At 59.3% G+C, this 17,647-nt stretch carries 11 protein-coding genes; 3 read left to right on the top strand and 8 right to left on the bottom strand.

The genetic code is table 11. The annotated features are described in order from the left end of the window. Positions 1–92 precede the first annotated feature (92 nt). The gene (locus tag AWR36_RS07690) at positions 93–1,022 is read left to right on the top strand and encodes a transglutaminase-like domain-containing protein (RefSeq protein WP_067083341.1); all 930 of its coding nucleotides are present in this window, start codon (positions 93–95) and stop codon (positions 1,020–1,022) included. A 30-nt stretch (positions 1,023–1,052) separates the two neighbouring features. Here AWR36_RS07690 and AWR36_RS07695 read toward each other — a convergent pair whose 3' ends face one another. Then, positions 1,053–1,991: an alpha/beta fold hydrolase gene (locus AWR36_RS07695; protein WP_067083344.1), complete on the bottom strand. Its 939-nt coding sequence runs from the start codon at positions 1,989–1,991 to the stop codon at positions 1,053–1,055. A gap of 124 nt (positions 1,992–2,115) precedes the next feature. Beyond that, positions 2,116–3,645, bottom strand: a complete 1,530-nt coding sequence (locus AWR36_RS07700) for a hypothetical protein (RefSeq protein WP_067084021.1) — start codon at positions 3,643–3,645, stop codon at positions 2,116–2,118. A gap of 252 nt (positions 3,646–3,897) precedes the next feature. Here AWR36_RS07700 and AWR36_RS07705 point away from each other — a divergent pair, with 252 nt between their 5' ends. Beyond that, on the top strand, positions 3,898–6,642 hold the full coding sequence (locus AWR36_RS07705; protein WP_067083346.1) for a M1 family metallopeptidase: 2,745 nt from the start codon (positions 3,898–3,900) through the stop codon (positions 6,640–6,642). Positions 6,643–6,827: 185 nt separating this feature from the next. Here AWR36_RS07705 and AWR36_RS07710 read toward each other — a convergent pair whose 3' ends face one another. The 3 genes from AWR36_RS07710 to AWR36_RS07720 form a co-directional block, all read right to left on the bottom strand. Then, positions 6,828–8,297: a tetratricopeptide repeat-containing sulfotransferase family protein gene (locus AWR36_RS07710; protein WP_176491112.1), complete on the bottom strand. Its 1,470-nt coding sequence runs from the start codon at positions 8,295–8,297 to the stop codon at positions 6,828–6,830. 67 nt (positions 8,298–8,364) lie between these two features. Next, entirely contained in the window at positions 8,365–10,743 is a 2,379-nt protein-coding gene (locus AWR36_RS07715; protein ID WP_067083351.1) for a TonB-dependent receptor, read from the bottom strand. 142 nt (positions 10,744–10,885) lie between these two features. Then, positions 10,886–11,740: a carbon-nitrogen hydrolase family protein gene (locus tag AWR36_RS07720; protein WP_067083354.1), complete on the bottom strand. Its 855-nt coding sequence runs from the start codon at positions 11,738–11,740 to the stop codon at positions 10,886–10,888. Positions 11,741–12,069: 329 nt separating this feature from the next. Here AWR36_RS07720 and AWR36_RS07725 point away from each other — a divergent pair, with 329 nt between their 5' ends. Then, positions 12,070–13,317, top strand: a complete 1,248-nt coding sequence (locus AWR36_RS07725) for an MFS transporter (RefSeq protein ID WP_067083357.1) — start codon at positions 12,070–12,072, stop codon at positions 13,315–13,317. A 106-nt stretch (positions 13,318–13,423) separates the two neighbouring features. Here the strand turns inward: AWR36_RS07725 and AWR36_RS07730 are convergent, their stop codons facing one another. From AWR36_RS07730 to AWR36_RS07740, 3 genes are all read right to left on the bottom strand, one after another. Further along, positions 13,424–15,229 (bottom strand): aminotransferase-like domain-containing protein, encoded by a 1,806-nt coding sequence (locus AWR36_RS07730; RefSeq protein ID WP_067083360.1) that lies wholly within the window; start codon positions 15,227–15,229, stop codon positions 13,424–13,426. 103 nt (positions 15,230–15,332) lie between these two features. Next, complete coding sequence (locus tag AWR36_RS07735) at positions 15,333–15,929, bottom strand: HdeD family acid-resistance protein (RefSeq protein ID WP_067083362.1); 597 nt, start codon at positions 15,927–15,929, stop codon at positions 15,333–15,335. Between the two features lie 189 nt (positions 15,930–16,118). Next, the gene (locus tag AWR36_RS07740) at positions 16,119–17,432 is read right to left on the bottom strand and encodes an aminotransferase class III-fold pyridoxal phosphate-dependent enzyme (RefSeq protein ID WP_067083364.1); all 1,314 of its coding nucleotides are present in this window, start codon (positions 17,430–17,432) and stop codon (positions 16,119–16,121) included. Positions 17,433–17,647: the final 215 nt, after the last annotated feature.

A 17,647-nucleotide genomic window follows, 5' to 3' on the forward strand; every position in this document is an offset into this window, starting at 1 on the left:
ACTTGTCCCTGCAAGCAGTGCACTAATCACTTTGCTGCAACTATTTTCCACCGATCCACGATCTTATTGAGGCACTACAGGGAGGCCTCAACATGATTCGGATTTGTTTACTGCTGGCAACACTGTTCCAGGTTGCCTGCGCATCAAACAATGCAGTGGAAGCGAGCCGCCAGGCTGGTATTGAGCCGGCGGCGCTACTGCAGGCGCCAACAACTTTGCTCGAAACTGCCAACGAGGAGGGCTCGGCAGGTAACAGGCTTTTTCTGGTAAGCGAAGAAATGCGCAGCTATCTACGGTCCAAGGCGAGGGGCAACAGCCCGGTGGAGCGCATGAATGCCGTACTTCAAGATCTGAAGACCCGCGGTGCCTATCTGCAGTACGACCTCAATCGAACGACTTCGGCAGCAGAGGCTTTTGCCCAGCAGCAAGGGAACTGCGTTTCCCACGCCGCGATGATCGTCGCCATGGCACGCCACGTCGGCCTCGAGGCCTATGTCAATCAGGGGGCGATCAATAGCAGCAGCCAGTTTTCGGAATCAGACAGCGGCGTGCGGTTTCGACAGAACGTGTCCCATATCAATGCCGTGGTGGTCATCGACGGCAGGCCATTTATCATCGAGCAGGACTATCGCATTTACCACGGTAAGAACCTGCACCGCCTGAGTGACCGGGAAGCCAAGTCCTTGTATCTAAACAACCTCGCCATGGAGGCCATGCTGCGGGATGAGATGGAGCTGGCTTTTGTGCATATGCGCAATGCGATCAACCTCGATGACGACTCCAGCGTTCTCTGGGGTGGACTCGGCACGGTCTATCGTCGCCTGGGCGCAATGCGACTCGCCCAGCAGAGCTTCATCCACGCGCTCAATCTCAATCCGCAGGACGGTATCGCACAGAACAACTTGCGCCTGGTGCAGAATCGCCTGCAGACGCAAGAAGCCTATGCGGACAGCCAGCTCTCCAGAAACAAAGACTCTAGCGCGCCCCATGCCGAGATGGAGATACAGCTGCTGGCGCAATAAGATCGTATGATAGGATTCAGGCGTTAGTGCTCAGGGCTGAGCGGTTACCAGCTCACGCTGCTCAGCCGTTACCTGCTCTGGGACCCCATCCCGGAAGGTGAAATAGGCCTCTGTCATCGCATCGGGTGCCTCGAGCTGGGGATAGTGCCCGATACCGCTGAGCTCGGTGATATTCGGCTTGTCAATCAACTGCCGAAAGCGTGCCACCATATGGGCGCCCGAGATGGGGTCGGCAATGCCGTTAACCAGCTTGACCGGCACATTGGCTTGCTGCAGTGCCCCCACCCACCGCGCTCGATTTTTTCGTCGCTGGGTCATATAGCCAATCAAGCGATGCATCACTCGATCACCGTTATTACAGCGGATCAACTCCCAGAAGCTCTCGATTTCCTGTTCAGACGGCGGCGTCTTTTCGCCAAAGATTTCCTGCAGATTGCTGGCCAGCTTTGCCTTGCTGGTAAGCCGGGAAACCAGCGGCCCGAGAGGCGACAACAACAAGCGCTGAATAAGCGCCGGACGATGGGTTTCCGGAAACAAGCCGCCATTCAACAGACAGACCGTCTGGATGCGAAGCCGACAACGACCCTGCCTGTCATCCTCACGCCTGCTGTTATCCCGAGCCAGCAACTCCTGGGTGACAGTGGCCCCGTAATCATGCGCGAGAACATGGTACTCCTGTATACCCTCACTGGAGAGCCAGGCCTCGATCAGGTCCGCTTGTTGCGCAATCAGGTAGGCGCAATCCCGGGGCTTGGCGGAGTCGCCGAACCCCAGCATATCCAGGGTGTAGAGCGAATAGCGTTCGGCCAGCGGATGCCAGACCTTGTTCCAGTCCCAGGACGACGTCGGAAAGCCATGTATCAACAGTAGAGGTGGCGCGCCCTCCTGGCCGCCACGACGAGTAAAGATCGAGCGGCCGGAAAAATTGAAAGTTGCACCTGCCGATCGCCAATCATTCAAATCGATCATCCGCCAGATCCCTCTCAGGCCTTTGCTGCATCATCAGCGAGTATTCTGCCTGTTAAGGTATCACAACAAAAAGCCCCGCACTCTCGTGCAGGGCTTAACTAACCACGGAACAGGATCGGGGGGGTTAACCTTCCTTTTGTGCGAGGATAGAAGTCTTTTGCTTCTTCTCCACTCCTTCCATCTCCACCAGCATATCCTTGATCTGCTTGTACTCGTCCTCATCGGTGAGGTCCATCAGCAGGGGCTGGGCAACCTGGGCGAAGTATTCCGCATCTTTTTTCTGGTACAGCTCCATGGCCAGCCACTGGGCGATATGGACCTGGCGCGGGGCGCGCAGATAGGCCTGCTCCAGCATCTCCAGGTATTTGTCACGGGGGTAGTCCAGCATTTCCATGCTCATGGCCAGTCCGTACCAGTGAGACGCAGTGTCTTCGTCGTTGTTAACAAGGTGTACAAACTTGTCGCGCGCCTTCTTCAGCTGATCACGGTCCCGCTCCGGTCCCGGCGTATACATCTGCCGGTTGAGCACCAGCCAGGCATCCGCTTTCTGGAACCAGAACTTGTTGCGGTCGTGCATGGGGATAGTTGAGAGCAGCTCCTCGGCGAACTCGAAGTCCCCTACCTGTATTGCCGCTTCGGCATAGGTAACAGTGAGCTCGGAGCTCTCCAGGCCCTCGGCCTGTGCGTACTGCAGCAATGCACCCAGGCCATCCGGATTGTAGCCCGACATCACCAGGAAGCGAGCCACCTCAGCCACCGCAGTGCGCGGGGAAAGCTGGCGCATGTCCGGGCTGACTTCCTTGAAGTCAGCCGGTACAGCACCGGCCGCCATCTCGAAGCTGCCGTCCTGGAACAATGCGTTATAGCGCTCTTCTACCTGCTCCAGCGTCACGCCGAAACTCTTCTCCAGCGCTTTTACCGGATCGTCTCCTCGGTTGTACGCTTTCACATAATCCTTGAACTGCTCCACCTTGCCGCTTTCCATCAGCAGCCAGTGCGTCAGCATCCACCCGCTGGCATAGACACGACCTTTCTCTTCATCCGGGGTATTGATCACAGTGGCACGCAGCAGCTCTTCCAGCGGCATCGGCGCGGTATAGATCAGGGTCAGGGCCCGTTCCTGGGGAATGGCACCCAGCTGATAACGCCCCGCCTCGGGAAAGGTCATGGTGGACATGAACTCGGCAAAACCCTCGCTGTACCAGTAGGGGTAGTGCACGGTGTTGCCGTTGTAACTCAGGTAGTGGGTGTACTCGTGAAAAAGGAATTCACGTGCTTTCAGCTGGCGCTTGCCGCTGCGGCCATCCAGATTCACCAGTGCATAGCTGCCCTGGGCGGTGGTGTCGAACAGGCCATTGGTGATTTCCGCCAGCTCGGGACCCACCAGCCCGGCGTAGGTCGTGCGGTCTGCTGCGGCATAGATGGTGAGCTTTTTGCCCCGGTCCTCTGTGTGCAGAAGCTTCAGCGCAACGGCGCGGTAGCGCTCCAGATCGCGGGCGAGGGTATCGATGGCTTCCGGGTCACCATTGGTGACGATACGGAAGTTCTCGGTGTCCACCTGGTACCAGGCATCGTCGGCCAGCTCCCGCGCGCTGCAGGCTGAAAGCAAAAAAGCGGAACAAATTACCAGCAGTGTGAGCGTTCGAGAAACCATATTCTGACCACCAGGGTTTGTTTCTTCTATGCCCTCCCTGGCCAGGATGAAGCCCACACATTACAGGTTTTGATTGATCAAAAAAAGAACAATTTTAGACGAGAACTGCACATCCGTCGGACTTTTTCCGACTGCTCAGAGGATGACAGTCCCGGCCACAGGGCAGATACGGGCCCCGCGACTTCGGCAAGAAGCTGACTGAACAGTTACAATCCGTTCAGCTCCCGCGAATGGAAGAGAGATAGAAACACCATGAAGCACACCGCCCTGCGCAGCCTGCTGGCGCTACCCCTCGCGGCCTTACTGGCCTGCAGCCCCGCCGAGGATGCGAACAAGCCATCCAGTAATGAGGAGATGCAGACCGCCACCGAAGTCCCCGAGACAGCCGAAGCGGAGGCACCTGAGAGAGCCGCCGGAATCCCCGACGAGGCTCCCGCCGGACGCCTGCCGGAGGGCGTTACACCGACCGCCTACCGGCTGGATCTGCTGATCGATCCGCGCGAGGACGATTTCTCCGGCAGTGTAGCGATCGATATCGACCTGGATTTCGATGCCAAGCATGTCTGGCTGCACGGCAAAAACTTACAGGTCAGCGCCGTCACTGCGGTGCTGGAGGATGGCAAAACGGTGGACGGCCAGTACAGCGAAGTGCTGGAAAGTGGTGTCGCCAGGGTCAGCTTCGCCGAACCCCTGCCCGAGGGCGCATTTACCCTGCGAATGGATTACAGCGCGCCGTTCGATCGCAACCTGGCGGGTCTGTTCAAGGTGGAAGAGCAGGGCAATGCGTATGCGCTGGCCAAATCCGAATCCATTCAGGCGCGCAAATACCTTCCCGGCTTCGACGAGCCCGGCCTCAAGGCACCGTTCGATATTACGCTGACCGTGCCGCAAGGCTATGCCGCCATCAGCAACGGCGCCGAGATCAAACGTGAGCCCGCGGGCGAGGGCCTGGAGAAGGTGACTTTCGCCACCACGCGCCCCACGCCCACCTACCTGCTCTCACTCTCTGTTGGTCCCTTCGATATGGTGGAGCGCGCGGCTATTCCGCCGAGCCAGTACCGCACCAAGCCCATCCCCCTGCGTGGCTTTGCCCGCAAGGGGCGCGGACAGGATATGAGTTACATCCTCGATATCACCCCGCGCATGGTGGAGATTTTTGAGAACGAGCTGAAGCGCCCCTACCCGTTCGAGAAACTGGATATTATCGCTGCACCGCAGTGGCCCAGCGGGGCGACAGAACTCTCCGCCGCCATCACCTACCGCGAACAGCGCATTCTGGTGGGGAACGACCCGGCACCCGGCGCACGACTGGCGCTGCTGCAGATCCACGCCCACGAAATCGCCCATATGTGGTTTGGCAATCTGGTGACGCCACCCTGGTGGGATGACCTGTGGCTGAAAGAAGGCTTTTCCACCTGGGGTACGCCGCTGGCACTGACCATCATGGAACCGGAGGGCGGCCACGAGCTCAATGCTGCCGAGGAAGCGATCAGCGCCATGCAGCTGGACTCCCTGGCCAGCACCCGCGCCATCCGTGAACCCATCGAGGACAATAACGAGATCCGCAACGCCTACGACGCCATTACCTATGACAAGAGCCTCGGCGTCATTCATATGGTGGACCAGTATTTCCGCCCGGAAAAATTCCGCCCGGCACTGGGCCGCTATATCGAGACCTTTGCCGATGGTGTCGCCAACTCTGAGGATTTCTATCGCGTTATCGGTGAGGAGACCAATACGCCAGAACTGACCGAAACCTTCCGTAGTTTTGTGGAGCAGAAAGGTGTGCCGCAACTGGATGTCACACTGGAGTGCGGTAACGGCGCCGCCCAGGTCAATATCAAACAGCAGCGCTACAAGCCGCTGGGCTCACCCATCGAGAGTGTCGCCACCAAATGGACCATCCCCGTGTGCCTGCGCAGTGATGCCGGCCGGCAGTGCGTAATGATGGAAGAGGCAGAGCAGACCCTGGCCATCAGCGGTGGCATCTGCCCCGAGTGGCTGCTGCCCAATGCCAAGGGCAGCGGCTACTACCGCTGGACTCTGTCACCGGAGCAGTGGCAGTCCCTGTTGGCGACTTTTGATGAGCTGACCCCCACTGAGGCGATGTCCGTGATCGACAGCGCCTTCGCCGCTTTTGAGGCGGGCACCCTGCCGGAAGCGACACTGATTGAAGTAATGAGGAAGTCGGCCAACTCGGATCGCCGCCAGGTGGTCAGTGCACCGCTGGGCCACCTGGAAAAATACCGTCGCAACTATGTGGATGATGAGCAACAACAGGCTTTCCTTGATTTCCTGCAATCCCTGTATCAGCCCGTACTGCAGCGCACCGAAGGAAGTGACGACAACGACGAGAAGCTTCTGCATAGTGAGCTGCAGAGCTTTATGGCCCTGACAGGGGATGACCCCGACACCCGCAAAGCCCTGACCGACAAAGCCATTGCTTTCACCGGCTTCAAGGGCGAGCAGGATAAAGCCGCGCTGGACTCCGACCTCTATGAGGCGGCCCTGACCGTCGCAGTTCAGGATGCCGGCGCCGACTTCCTGCCACATCTGGTGAAGATTCGCAGCGAGATCGACGACCCCCGCTTTGAGAACGCCAGCGCCAACGCCATCGGTGGCAGCAATGACCCCGAGCAACTGGAGCAGATCCACGAACTGGCACTTGGGGATGCGATCGGCCCCCGGGAAACCTTCGGCCTGTTGCTACATGCACTGGCCCAGCCTGCAGTGAAAGACCAGCACTGGCAGTGGTTGCAATCCAACTTCCCCACGATAGTGAAGAAAATCCCCGCCCAGTGGCGTCGTCGCACGCCGGGATTTGCACGCGCCTTCTGTGAGCCGGAGAAACTGCAGCAGTTGCAACAGCTGTTCGAGACACACGGTGCGCAGACTCCAGGCTACCGCCGCAGCCTGGACCAGACCGGTGAACAGATACAGCTCTGCATCGCCCTGAAAGACAGGGGTAAGGCGCTAGTCAATGCGCTGGCGCAGTAAGGAGGCACAGGCTGGATGCCGGCCTGCGCCGGCATAACGACCCCTATCCCGTCATCCCGGACTTGATCCGGGATCCAGTCCGCGGAAACCGATCTCCCGCGCAAAACTGGATATTGGCCTGTGTCGGCGTGACGAGCCTCATCCCATCATCGCCAACCTGACTAGGGGCACGGTTGCGGGGGCTGTCAGTCGAGTTCGACACCGCCAGCCCGCAGGGCGTCAGCCAGCGGTGCGAGCTGCTCTTCGTATTTACGCCAGTGTGCTACGGCCCGCTTGTACAGTGGCTGGCGCACCTGGGCAGAACTGGCAGTGGCTACCGCACTGCGATTCTTGTGGAATTCGCCACAGTCGGTTTCCCATTCCATCCCCGCCGTCTTGACCAGGGCCCTGGCTTCAAGATCGAAACCCTGCACCAGTTTTTCGTAGGACTGGAAGCGGATGCGATCACCCAGTAATTCTTGCCAGTGACGCTTGAGACGGTCATAGGCGAGGTAATAGGCGGCCAGGTCCTCAAAGCTGTACGAGAACGGATAGCCCATCTTGAACAGCGTCTTGTACATGGCAAAGCAGGCATCCAGCGGGTGGCGCTCCATCCAGATCATGGTAGCGCCGGGCATCGAGCGGGCAATCAGGCCCGCGTAGAGAAAATTCAGTGGCGTTTTGTCGATATGCTTTTCGGCACCTGAGGCAAAATTACTCAGCCGCCCGAGGTAACTGCCGGCAATCTTTTCCGGAGCCCAGTGGGCGGTCTCCTGTACCAGTCGCTCTTTCGGCAGGCTGCTACCGGCGAGCACCATCAATGCCATGGGGAGATCGGTGATCTCCCCGAAGCTGTCGCAGCGGCTGTGGCTGGAGAGAATGCGATCGACCAGTGTGGTCCCCGAACGCGGCAGACCAAAAATAAACACTGCTTCCTGCCCGGCGCTGGAATCGCAATTCACTGGTTCAAGACGGTTGTGATGCTCCGCAATAAGCGCCAGTGTTTTTTGATCTGACTCCACTCGATATTTCAGCATCGAGCGACGTTTCTCGGCACCCAACTGGAAATGCCGGAATGCCTGTTCGTACTCCCCGAGATCCTCGAACTCCTTGCCCAGTGCATAGTGAAGCTTCAAGTGCTCCATGGCCGGGAGTTTCTGGTTACGCAAGGTTCGCTGCAGCTGCTCGATATGGTTACTGTCAGCTGTTACCCGGCGCAGACCACTGAGTACGAGCAGTGCCTGTGCATCGTTGGGATCCTCCGCCACCAGGTCTTCCAGCACCTGCTCCGCTTCACTCAGCTCACCGATGGCGAGCAGGTTAACACCGAGATTGTAGCGGGCATCGCGATTACCCCCGCTGGCGAGCGGCCGATATATCCGCACCGCCTCCGCCTGTTTCTGTACCAGTGCATACAGTTCGGCACAGAGTCCACTGTGATGGTCATTCCCCCGGGCAAGCCGCGCATACTGATCGAGGAGGGCACTGGCCTCCCCATGTTCGCCAGTATAAATCAGGGTGCGTATAGCCAGGGGAAACAGGCCCACCTCCCGTGGATAGCTGGAAACTCCCTCGCGCATTATCGCAGCCGCATCGGCAAACATACCTTTTTTCAGCGCCTGATTGGCACTGTCAATGAAGGCTGCGGGGGTTTTATTTTTTTGGGTTTGTTCCACAAGCATATTGTTTCCCGGCAAAAAAAAGGGGCGCGAAGCGCCCCAGTTATAACAGCAAACGAGAGACTCAGAAAGTAATGCGCAGATTCGCACCAATGGTTCTCGGCATGGTCAGGAACTGCTTGGAACCATTACCGAAGTACTGCTGGGAGGGATCCGTGCCCATGTACTCCTCCTTGAACACACCAGTGGTACCCTCCTCATTGGTCAGGTTTTTCGCAAACAGGGTTGCGGTCCACCAGTCACCGGCCAGCCCCACATGACCATCCAGGAGCGAAAAGCCATCCAGCTCAGCAGCAAAGCGGGCGCTATCACTGGCAGCATTGGTGGCATCGGACTGGTAGTAAGCGGCCAGGCGGCTGACAAACTCCACATCACCGGCGCCGATAGGTGTGCTGTAGTCCAGTGCGGCAGTAAAGGTGCTCTCCGGGGTGCCGGGCAGGCGGGTGCCCGCGCTGGCAATCGGCCCATCGTAGCCGGGCGGCGTGAAATCGGAATCCAGTTCCGCATTGACATAGGCGTAGCCCAGGGTGTAGCTCAACTGGTCAGTGAGATCACCCTGCAGTTCAAGTTCCAGACCGGAGGTGCTGGCCGCATCTGCATTGCCTACCGCAAAGAAGCCCCACCAGCGCGAAGCGGTGTTCACCTGCACGTTATCCCAGTCGACGGCGAAGGCCGCGACGGTATAGCTAAATGACTCGGTCGTGCCTTTGATACCCAGCTCATAGTTGAGCACTGTATCCGACTCGTAAACCGACCAGCCCGAGTCCTCGCCAAAGAATCCCTCCGTGGGAACTGCGTTGGAACCTCCACGGCGGTAGCCTTCGGAAACCGTGGCGTAAGCCATGGTATCTTCACTGATGTCGTAAGAGGCGTTGACCTTGAACAGGACACCGTCGTCTTCCGTAACATTGGAATCGCGGAGCACCGGGAAAATGGCCCCAGAGCCATAGGCCGGGAAATCCATGTAAACCGACGACTCATATTCATTATCGAACTGGCGCGCACCGAGGGTCAGGTGCAGAGCATCGAGATGCCAGGTTACTTCCCCATAAAAGGCCAGCTCAGTGAAACTGTCATCCCGGGCGTAATCCCAGTCCTGGTCGCTGGCAACAATGCCCGGGCCCCAGGCTGCATCTGCCCATTGCTGGAAGCCGCGCACATAACTCTGCTGTGCCCCTGCGGTCTCCTGATCCATGTAGAAGGCACCGACGATCCAGTCCACGTTGCCCTCGGTATTGGATACCAGGCGCAGTTCCTGGATAAAGGCACTGTCTTCGTACTGGCGCACGGCCTCAGCCATAGGCCGGTTGTAGTTGTAATAGTAATCAGCAATCCAGCCGTTCTGGGCATAGAAGCCGGTGTTTTCAGAAATGGAGTCACCGGTGTGCTCGTAGTCGGAAGTGGAAGATGTCAGGGTGGCAAAGCCCAGGTCCACTTCGGCTTCAAGACTGGTCAGGCTGGCCTCGCGACTGGAGGGCTCCAGCTGGATGGAACCGTTTTCGTAATCATCATAGGACTGGCCCCAGCCATCCTGGCCGACGGTCTGCTGGCGGCGACCACCGATATCGTCCTCCTGCATCATGTGAGTCAGTAGGACCTCCGATGACTCGGTGGGACGCCAGAGGGCAGCGACTTTGCCGTAAGTGATTTCCACTGTATCGGCATCTTCCACAGACTTGTAGCTGGCATCGGGAGACAACACGCCGCTGGGGGCAGTCGGCACGCCGTTGCCGTCGAGTCGATAGACATTCACGTAATCGACGATACCGGCGTTATCGACAAAGCCACCGGACGCGCGAATGGCGAAATTATCGGAGATGGCAAAGTTGGCCACCATATCACTGGAGTAGTTGAGTCCATCGGAGCCGGCGGTGGAGGAGACTCCGGAACTGATATCCGCGGAGAAGCCCTCGGTGCTCGGTTTACGGGTGATATAGCGCACGGTGCCGCCCAGGGAGCCGGAGCCGTACAGGGTGCCCTGCGGACCGCGCAGCACTTCCACCCGTTCCAGGTCCTTGAGCAGGAAGTTGGCGTAGACCGGCGTGCTGTTCACATAGGTGGAGACAGTCGGTGCCGCTGCCACGGAATAATCACCCAGGGCGGCGCTGTCCACGTTGAGGCCGCGAATCATGATGCCGTTGATCACGCCGGAATTGCGGTTGCCCCGGTCGACTACCGCCACACCCGGGATATTGCGCATCAACTCGGCCTGCTCGGTAATCTGCGCCCGGGCCACATCCTCGCCGGAAACGGCGGAGATGTTGTAGGGCACGTCCTGGATGGTGGTTTCGCGGCTGGTGGCGGTGACGATGATCTCTTCCATCATCTCCCCATCCTGCGCGGTGGCGATCTGGGGCAACGTCAGTACATAACCGGTGGAAACGGCGGCAACCGCAGTTGCCAGCGCCTTTCTGCTGAACCCCTTTTGAGATTGCTCTTTCATGGTTCCCTCTGCTCTTTGCTATCCGGCCGTACCGCGCCGTTTTATGTTATCGGACAATGACTATCGCGCGTACTTGTTTAAAAAATTAGGGCCAGCCGACGCGCACTGACTGGTCCAGAAACTTCATTCACATCACTCACGATCAATCGGGGACTTTCAGCACTCCCAGCTCCCTGTAGGCTGCCGACTCTGCACCCTGCTCGTATTGCGGGAAGCGGACCTTGCCATCGCGGAAGCTCTTCAGCGTCTGTCCCAACCCTTTCATGCCGCGTTCGCGCACGCGCTGGACTTTGTCCAGGTCCACTTCGAAGGCAATGACTTCCTCATCCACAGAAGCCTCATGCACGGTCTCACCCTCCGGCCCCACGATAATCGAGCGCCCCACGCCCTGGGCGCCGCAGGAATTCACGTCTACCACGTAACACTGGTTGGTGATGGCGCTGGCGCGGACGATAGAAAGCTCATCGACGCGGTCGATAGTGTCGGTCTTGGTGGGGTGGATAATGATTTCAGCGCCCATCCAGGTCAGGGCCCGGGTTGTCTCCGGGAACCACATGTCGTAACAGATGGAGACTCCGAAACGGCCCACCTCCGGCACATCGAACACTACAAACTGATCACCGCCGGTAACGCCCTTTTCGTAGGGCAGGAACGGGTAGATCTTGCGATAGCGCGCCACCACATCGCCGTCCGGGTCGATGACCGGCGTGGTATTGAAGACGGCGCTGCCACATTTCTCGTACATGGAACCCGGCACCAACCAGATGCCCAGTTCCCGCGCACTGCGACAGAAAGCCTGCTCCTCCGGTGACGGCAGCTCCCGTGCGTGTTGCACTCCCACACCGCGCAGGGCCAGCTCCGGCAGGACCACCATCCGCACCCAGGGAAAGCGCAGCTTGGTTTTCTGGATCCGCTGTAGCAGCAATTCCAGGTTGTCGGCTTCGGCCAGCTGAAGCTGTAAAGCCGCGATTCCAAAGTGTTTGCGTGGATTGTTCATCGCCTGAAAATTCCTGCTTGTCGCTGCCGCTTTTCAGGGGGTTCGGCCCCCGCGTTTTTTTATCTGGATTTATCTTGGCGGAATGCCCACTGGCCCAATAGGTCCAGATGAGCCCCGACGATGAGTCCAAAGCCGCTTTTCTGGTCCCACACCCCGCCTGCTGTCCGGTTGGCACCATGGTCCCTGGCCATCTGGCCCTATCCTCACACCCCCAATCCGTTAGCGTTGCGCCAGGTGATAGGAATACACTGACCTCTCTGGACTACAGGAAGCAGTGCCATTGAGAGAGGCCTCGACAGATAACAGGGCAGAGCCCAGCCGGAGACAAGATGAGCGAAAATGCAGAGAGCTTGATCGACCGCGGTGAATTCACTCCTGCAAAGGGGATATTTGCCGGCGCACCAACTGTGAGCGCCCAGGGCTGGGCTGCCAGCATCCTGCTGGCCTTCCTCTCCTCAGCGGGCCTTTACTACGTCAACATCGCCCCGGTCATCTCGAATGCACTGATGTCTGGCGCGGGGCTGTCGGCAGCAGAGTCCGGAGATATCCTCTCGGCCAATTTCTTTGGGGCCGCACTCGGGGCTTTCGGTATCACTTTCCTGATTCGCTTTATTCCGCGCTGGAAGCCCGCAGCCTGTGCGCTCCTGCTGTCATCCATTGGCCTGGACCTGCTGACCATTTCTTTATCCGCTCCGGAGTCACTGGTTCCGCTGCGTTTCGTTCATGGGGTGTTGGGGGGTAGCCTCGTGGGCCTGGGTTTTGCGGTCATCAGCCGCAGCGGGATTGCTGGTCGCGCGTTCGGGATGTTGCTCGCTGTACAGTATCTGGGCGGGTTCATCGGTATCATCACCCTGCCTTCACTGGTGCCACAGTTCGGCGCTTACGTACCGTTCTACGCGTTGATTACCTTCAGCACCTGCACACTGTTGATGGTGATCTTCCTTCCCGCCTATCCCCTGCCTGCCGGAAAATCGACTCGTTCCATCCTGCCGAAGAAGCTTGTTCTCCCGGTTACGCCAATCCTGCTGACCCTTCTGGCACTGTTCTGTTTCCAGCTGGCCAACATGGCGCTGTTTGCATTTATTATTGACCTGGGCCACGCTTTTGGCCTCACCCCGGGCTATGTCGACCTCACCGTGGGCTGGGCGAGCTTCATCGCCATTTCAGGCGCCATACTTGCGGCGCACACAGGCGATCGCTTCGATCTCACGCGCCCCCTGGCCATCGCACTGGTCGCAACTGTGGCAGGTATTGCTTTGTTCCTTGCCAGCGCCAGCCCACTCGCCTTTTTCGCCGCTAATGTCATCACCGGCATTACATGGGCTTTCTGCGTGGCCTACTTGTTGACGATGGTGTCTCGCTTTGACGCGGCAGGGCAGATGGGAGCTTTCGGCGGTTTCGCTTCTAAAATGGGGCTGGCATCCGGGCCTGTCATTGCGGGCCGCCTGCTCTCAGGAGGGGGGGACTACTCTCAGCTCATCATCCTGGCATCCGTGTTGCTGCTGGTTTGTTTCGCGGCTTTACCAGCAGCGGTCAAACTGGACCATGCCGGGAACAACAGCGGTGCAGAAACCTAAGGATCTTCCCATGGTGCTTCCCGGGGGCCAACCCCCGGAAAGCACCACGGCTTTCATTGCTCAACATAAGTTGGTATCAGGAAAGGTGGGGACCGGGGCAGGCTGTTCACTCCCGAGCGAGGATGCCGGTATCGATCAGCTGGCCACTCTCGCCAAACCACTTGATCAGGTGGCCGTCCACCACCACGTGGAAACTGGCCGCGCGGCCGTAGGACCAGTTGCGCCACTGGCGCACCCACATATCACCACTCAGCCACCAGCGGCCGGTGTCTGTCTCGTCCACGTCCACGTCGTTGCGCGCATAGCCGAGCAGGGTACCGTCCTCCATCACCTGCACCCGGTAGGATTCGCCCAGTGCGTTGGTACCCAGCAGCACGGCACCGGGGAACTCTCGCTGCAGGTCAGCGGCGTACAGCCGCCGGCCGCGGGCATTGGCCAGCGTCTCTTCACCTGCGGAAACTTCGCCGTTGATCAGCTGCGCGAGGATACGCACCCCGGCCTCAATACGGTCCGCCTCGATGGCCGCATAGCCGAGGCGCAGCGCGTTGGAGTCCTTGACCACTTCCAGTAGCAGACCCTGCTGCTCGGCCTCTTTCTGCACCTGTTCAGCGCTGACATGCTCGGGCAATTCCAGCCAGCAGGCGGTGCCGGAACTGGCGCGGCGCGCCTGTAATTTGGGCAGGTGATGCATCAACGCCTCACCAAGGGCAGTCCAGCGCTCGCGCAACTGGCGGGTAATGCGGAAGATGGCCGCATCCAAGTGACCGGAGGCAATAAATTTTGCCAGCAGGCGCTGGTTGATGGCCGGCACCCGCTCCCGCAGCGTATAGCGCAGTGCCCGCAAACGCTGGATCACCGGCTTGGGCGCCACCACGAATGCCACCTGCATGCCGGGGTCGATGACGCGGGGGAACTGATACAGATAAATCACAGATTCGCCACCGCCCAGGCTTTTCAGTGGTGGCAGTGGATTGCCGTGATAACAAAACTCGTGGTCACAGTCGTTCTCGATAACCACTGCACCCTGATCCGCGGCGGCCTGCAACAACTGCCGGCGCCGCTCGAGACTGGTAGTCACCGCGGTGGGATTGTGGGCACTGGGCTGCAGGTACCAGCAGTGGCTGCTCTCCAGCACATTGTCGAGCAAAGGTCCGTCTGCATCCTGGGCAACCCCTTCAATGGCCGCGCCCGTGCGCCGGAAGATTTCCTCGGTCTCACTGCAGCCGGGTGACACCATCCCCAGCTTGCGGTTATTACCCAGCAACAGCTGCCCCAGGAGGTAACAGGCCTGTGGCAGGCCACTGGCCAGCAGCACCTGGCCCGGGTCCACATAGATACCCCGGCGTGGCAGCAGGCGTGTACAGATCTGCTCTACCAGCTGGCGATCATCTTCATTGCCGCCCAGGGTGGCCCACTGGGCCACCTCGCGGCCGGTGTAGATATCGCGAGTGCACTCACGCCACTCGGCGCCGGGAAACAACCGCGGGTCATATTCGTTGCTGACGAAGGGAAACGGGTACTGCAGCCAGTTGGCGGGGCGCACCCGCAGGGCGCGTCGACTGACGGAAACCGGGTTGCAATGTTGCCGCCAGAAGCTGCGATCAACCTCGCTGCTGGTCGAAGCGGGCAGGGCCTCACTGTGACTGATGACACCCTGCTCCTGCACCGCGCTGCTGACAAAAAATCCACTGCGCTCCCGGGTGATCAGGAAGCCATCGTCCACCAGTTGCTGATAGGCAAGCACGACCGTATTGCGAGCCACCCCCAGCTGTTCCGCCATGCGACGGGAGGACGGCATGCGATGGCCGGCGGGAATACTGCCGGAGAGGATACCCTGGATAATTTTTTCCCGGATCTGGGCCTGCAGGCTTTTCTCAGTCTGCGGGTCCAGAACGATCAGCGATTCGGCCATGACGGGCTCTTGATGGTGTGGGACACCCACTCAACGTGACGGGTATCTCAATTTATTATGCGCTGATAATGCCTTTAAGGCCGCGACCATGGCAAGCGACAGACTAGGCGGTGGTATGGCTCTCCGCCTCCTTGAAGCGCTTGCGCACACGGAAAGCAAACCAGATCAGGGGAAGCCCGAGGGCAATGGCATAGGCCCCGATCAACCACACCAGCGCCAGTGCCCCGGCACCTGGATTGACCAGGATGGCGATACCAAACAGCACCGACAGCATGCCCGCAGCGATCAACAGCCACTCACCGCGAATCTCCTTGCGCAGCCGAACAGCGCCGACGATCTCGAACAACCCGCGCACCAGAGCCCAGGCACCGATGAACAGCACCAGCACCAGTCCGGTTATTTGGGGATAAATAAATGTGATGATGCCGGCGGCCACACTCACCAACCCGACCACGATCAGCCACCACATGGGCGTCGATTTATGCCGGCCCTTGACTGCGGCAATGAGTGCGATGAAACCATCGAACAGGGCATAGACCCCAAACAGGATCACCAGGGTCAGCAGCGTAAGGCCGGGCCAGATGAAGGCCAGCAGACCGAAAATCACCGCGGCGACACCGCGCAGTAGCAGCAACCACCAGTTTTCGGCCAGCACACTCAGAATCGGCCGCTCTGGCAGTGGATAGGGCTCGGCAGGCATCGGGGAATCTCCGCGTTATATAACCCAGATACCCGAAGTGTAGACGGCGGCGCCAAAATACCCCCGCAACAAAAGAAGAGCGGCCCGCGGCCGCGACCACAGTCGACTCTGCAAAGACTGTGGTCGCGGCAACGGGCCGCTTGTTTTCAGTGTAGACACGGGCAGACCAGGCGGTCCACCCGGATAAAACTACGCCATGGACTTGATCACGCCGCGCAGCTTGTCGACGATGGCGTCAATTTCGTGCTCTTCAATGATCAGCGGCGGAGACATGCACAGGGCATCGCCGATGCCGCGCGCCATCACGCCGGCGTCCCAGGCAGCGGCAGAGGCCTTGGCCCCGAACTTGCCTTTCAGCTCCGCGGGTGCGCGCAGTTCGATCGCGCCGACCAGGCCGTAGTTGCGGATGTCGATCACGTTGTCCAGGTCCGCCAGGCTGTGCAGGGCGTTCTCCCAGTGCTTGCCAATATCGCCCGCGGCGCGGGTGAGCAGGCCCTCGCGCTCGTAGATATCCAGGGTCGCCATACCGGCCGCACAGGCCACCGGGTGCGCGGAATAGGTGTAGCCGTGGAAGAACTCCACCATGCCTTCCGGAGCCGCGTTCATCACGGTGTTGTAAATATGGTCCTGAACGAACACAGCCCCCAGCGGTACAGTGGCGTTGGTGATGCCCTTGGCGGAGGTCATCATGTCCGGAGTCACGTCCCACTCGATGGAGGCGAACGGGGAGCCGGTGCGGCCCCAGCCGGAAATCACTTCATCAAAAATCAGCAGCAGGTCGTGCTTGTCACAGATCTCGCGGATGCGCTTCAGGTAGCCCTTGGGCGGCAGCACCACACCACCGGCACCGGAGAAGGGCTCAATAATCACCGCGGCAATCTGGTCCGCACCGTGGAAAGTCACGAGACGCTCCAGGTCCTCCGCCAGCTCAATGCCGTGCTCCGGCAGGCCGCGACTGAAGGCGTTGCGCTCGATATCCAGGGTGTGGCGCATGTGGTTGGCCTTCACTGGCTGGCCAAAGGACTGGTAGTTGGGTGCGATGCCGCCTACGGAAATACCACCGAAGTTGACCCCGTGGTAACCCTTCTCGCGGCCAATGAACATGGTGCGGCTACCCTTGCCGCGCGCACGCTGGTATTGCAGGGCGATTTTCAGAGCGCTCTCCACTGCCTCGGACCCGGAGTTACCGAAGAAGACCTTGTTCAGGCCGTCCGGCGTGTGCTTTACCAGGCGCTCTGAGTATTCGAAGCTGAGCTCATGTCCGAAATTAAAGATCGAGCTGTAGTCCAGCTTTTTGGCCTGCTGGTGAATGGCGTCGGCGATCTCGGAGCGGCAATGACCCGCATTTGAGCACCACAGGCCGGCGGTGGCATCAATAATCTGACGGCCACTTTTCTCCATCAGGTAGATGCCTTCGGCGCGCTCGACAATGCGCGGCGCTGCCTTGAAGGTGCGGTTCGGGGTGAACGGCATCCAGAATGCGTCAGTTTTCATTTCGGACATGGTCTTTACTCCGGGTTTTCCCTTTGCGTTATTTCGTGGCGCAGTCACTGTGCGCCGTTTCATTTCAGTGTATTTCAACCGCCACCCTGGATTGAGTTCAGTGGCGATCACTGTTTTTTTCCGTCACCCCGTACTCGCTCCGGGATCAATCACATTGCCTCTGCCGACTAAAGCGAGACTGGATACCGGCCTGCGCCGGTATGACGATAGGCTGA

The sequence above is a fragment of the Microbulbifer flavimaris genome, assembly GCF_001641755.2.
In the GTDB taxonomy this organism is placed as follows: Bacteria; Pseudomonadota; Gammaproteobacteria; order Pseudomonadales; family Cellvibrionaceae; genus Microbulbifer; species Microbulbifer flavimaris.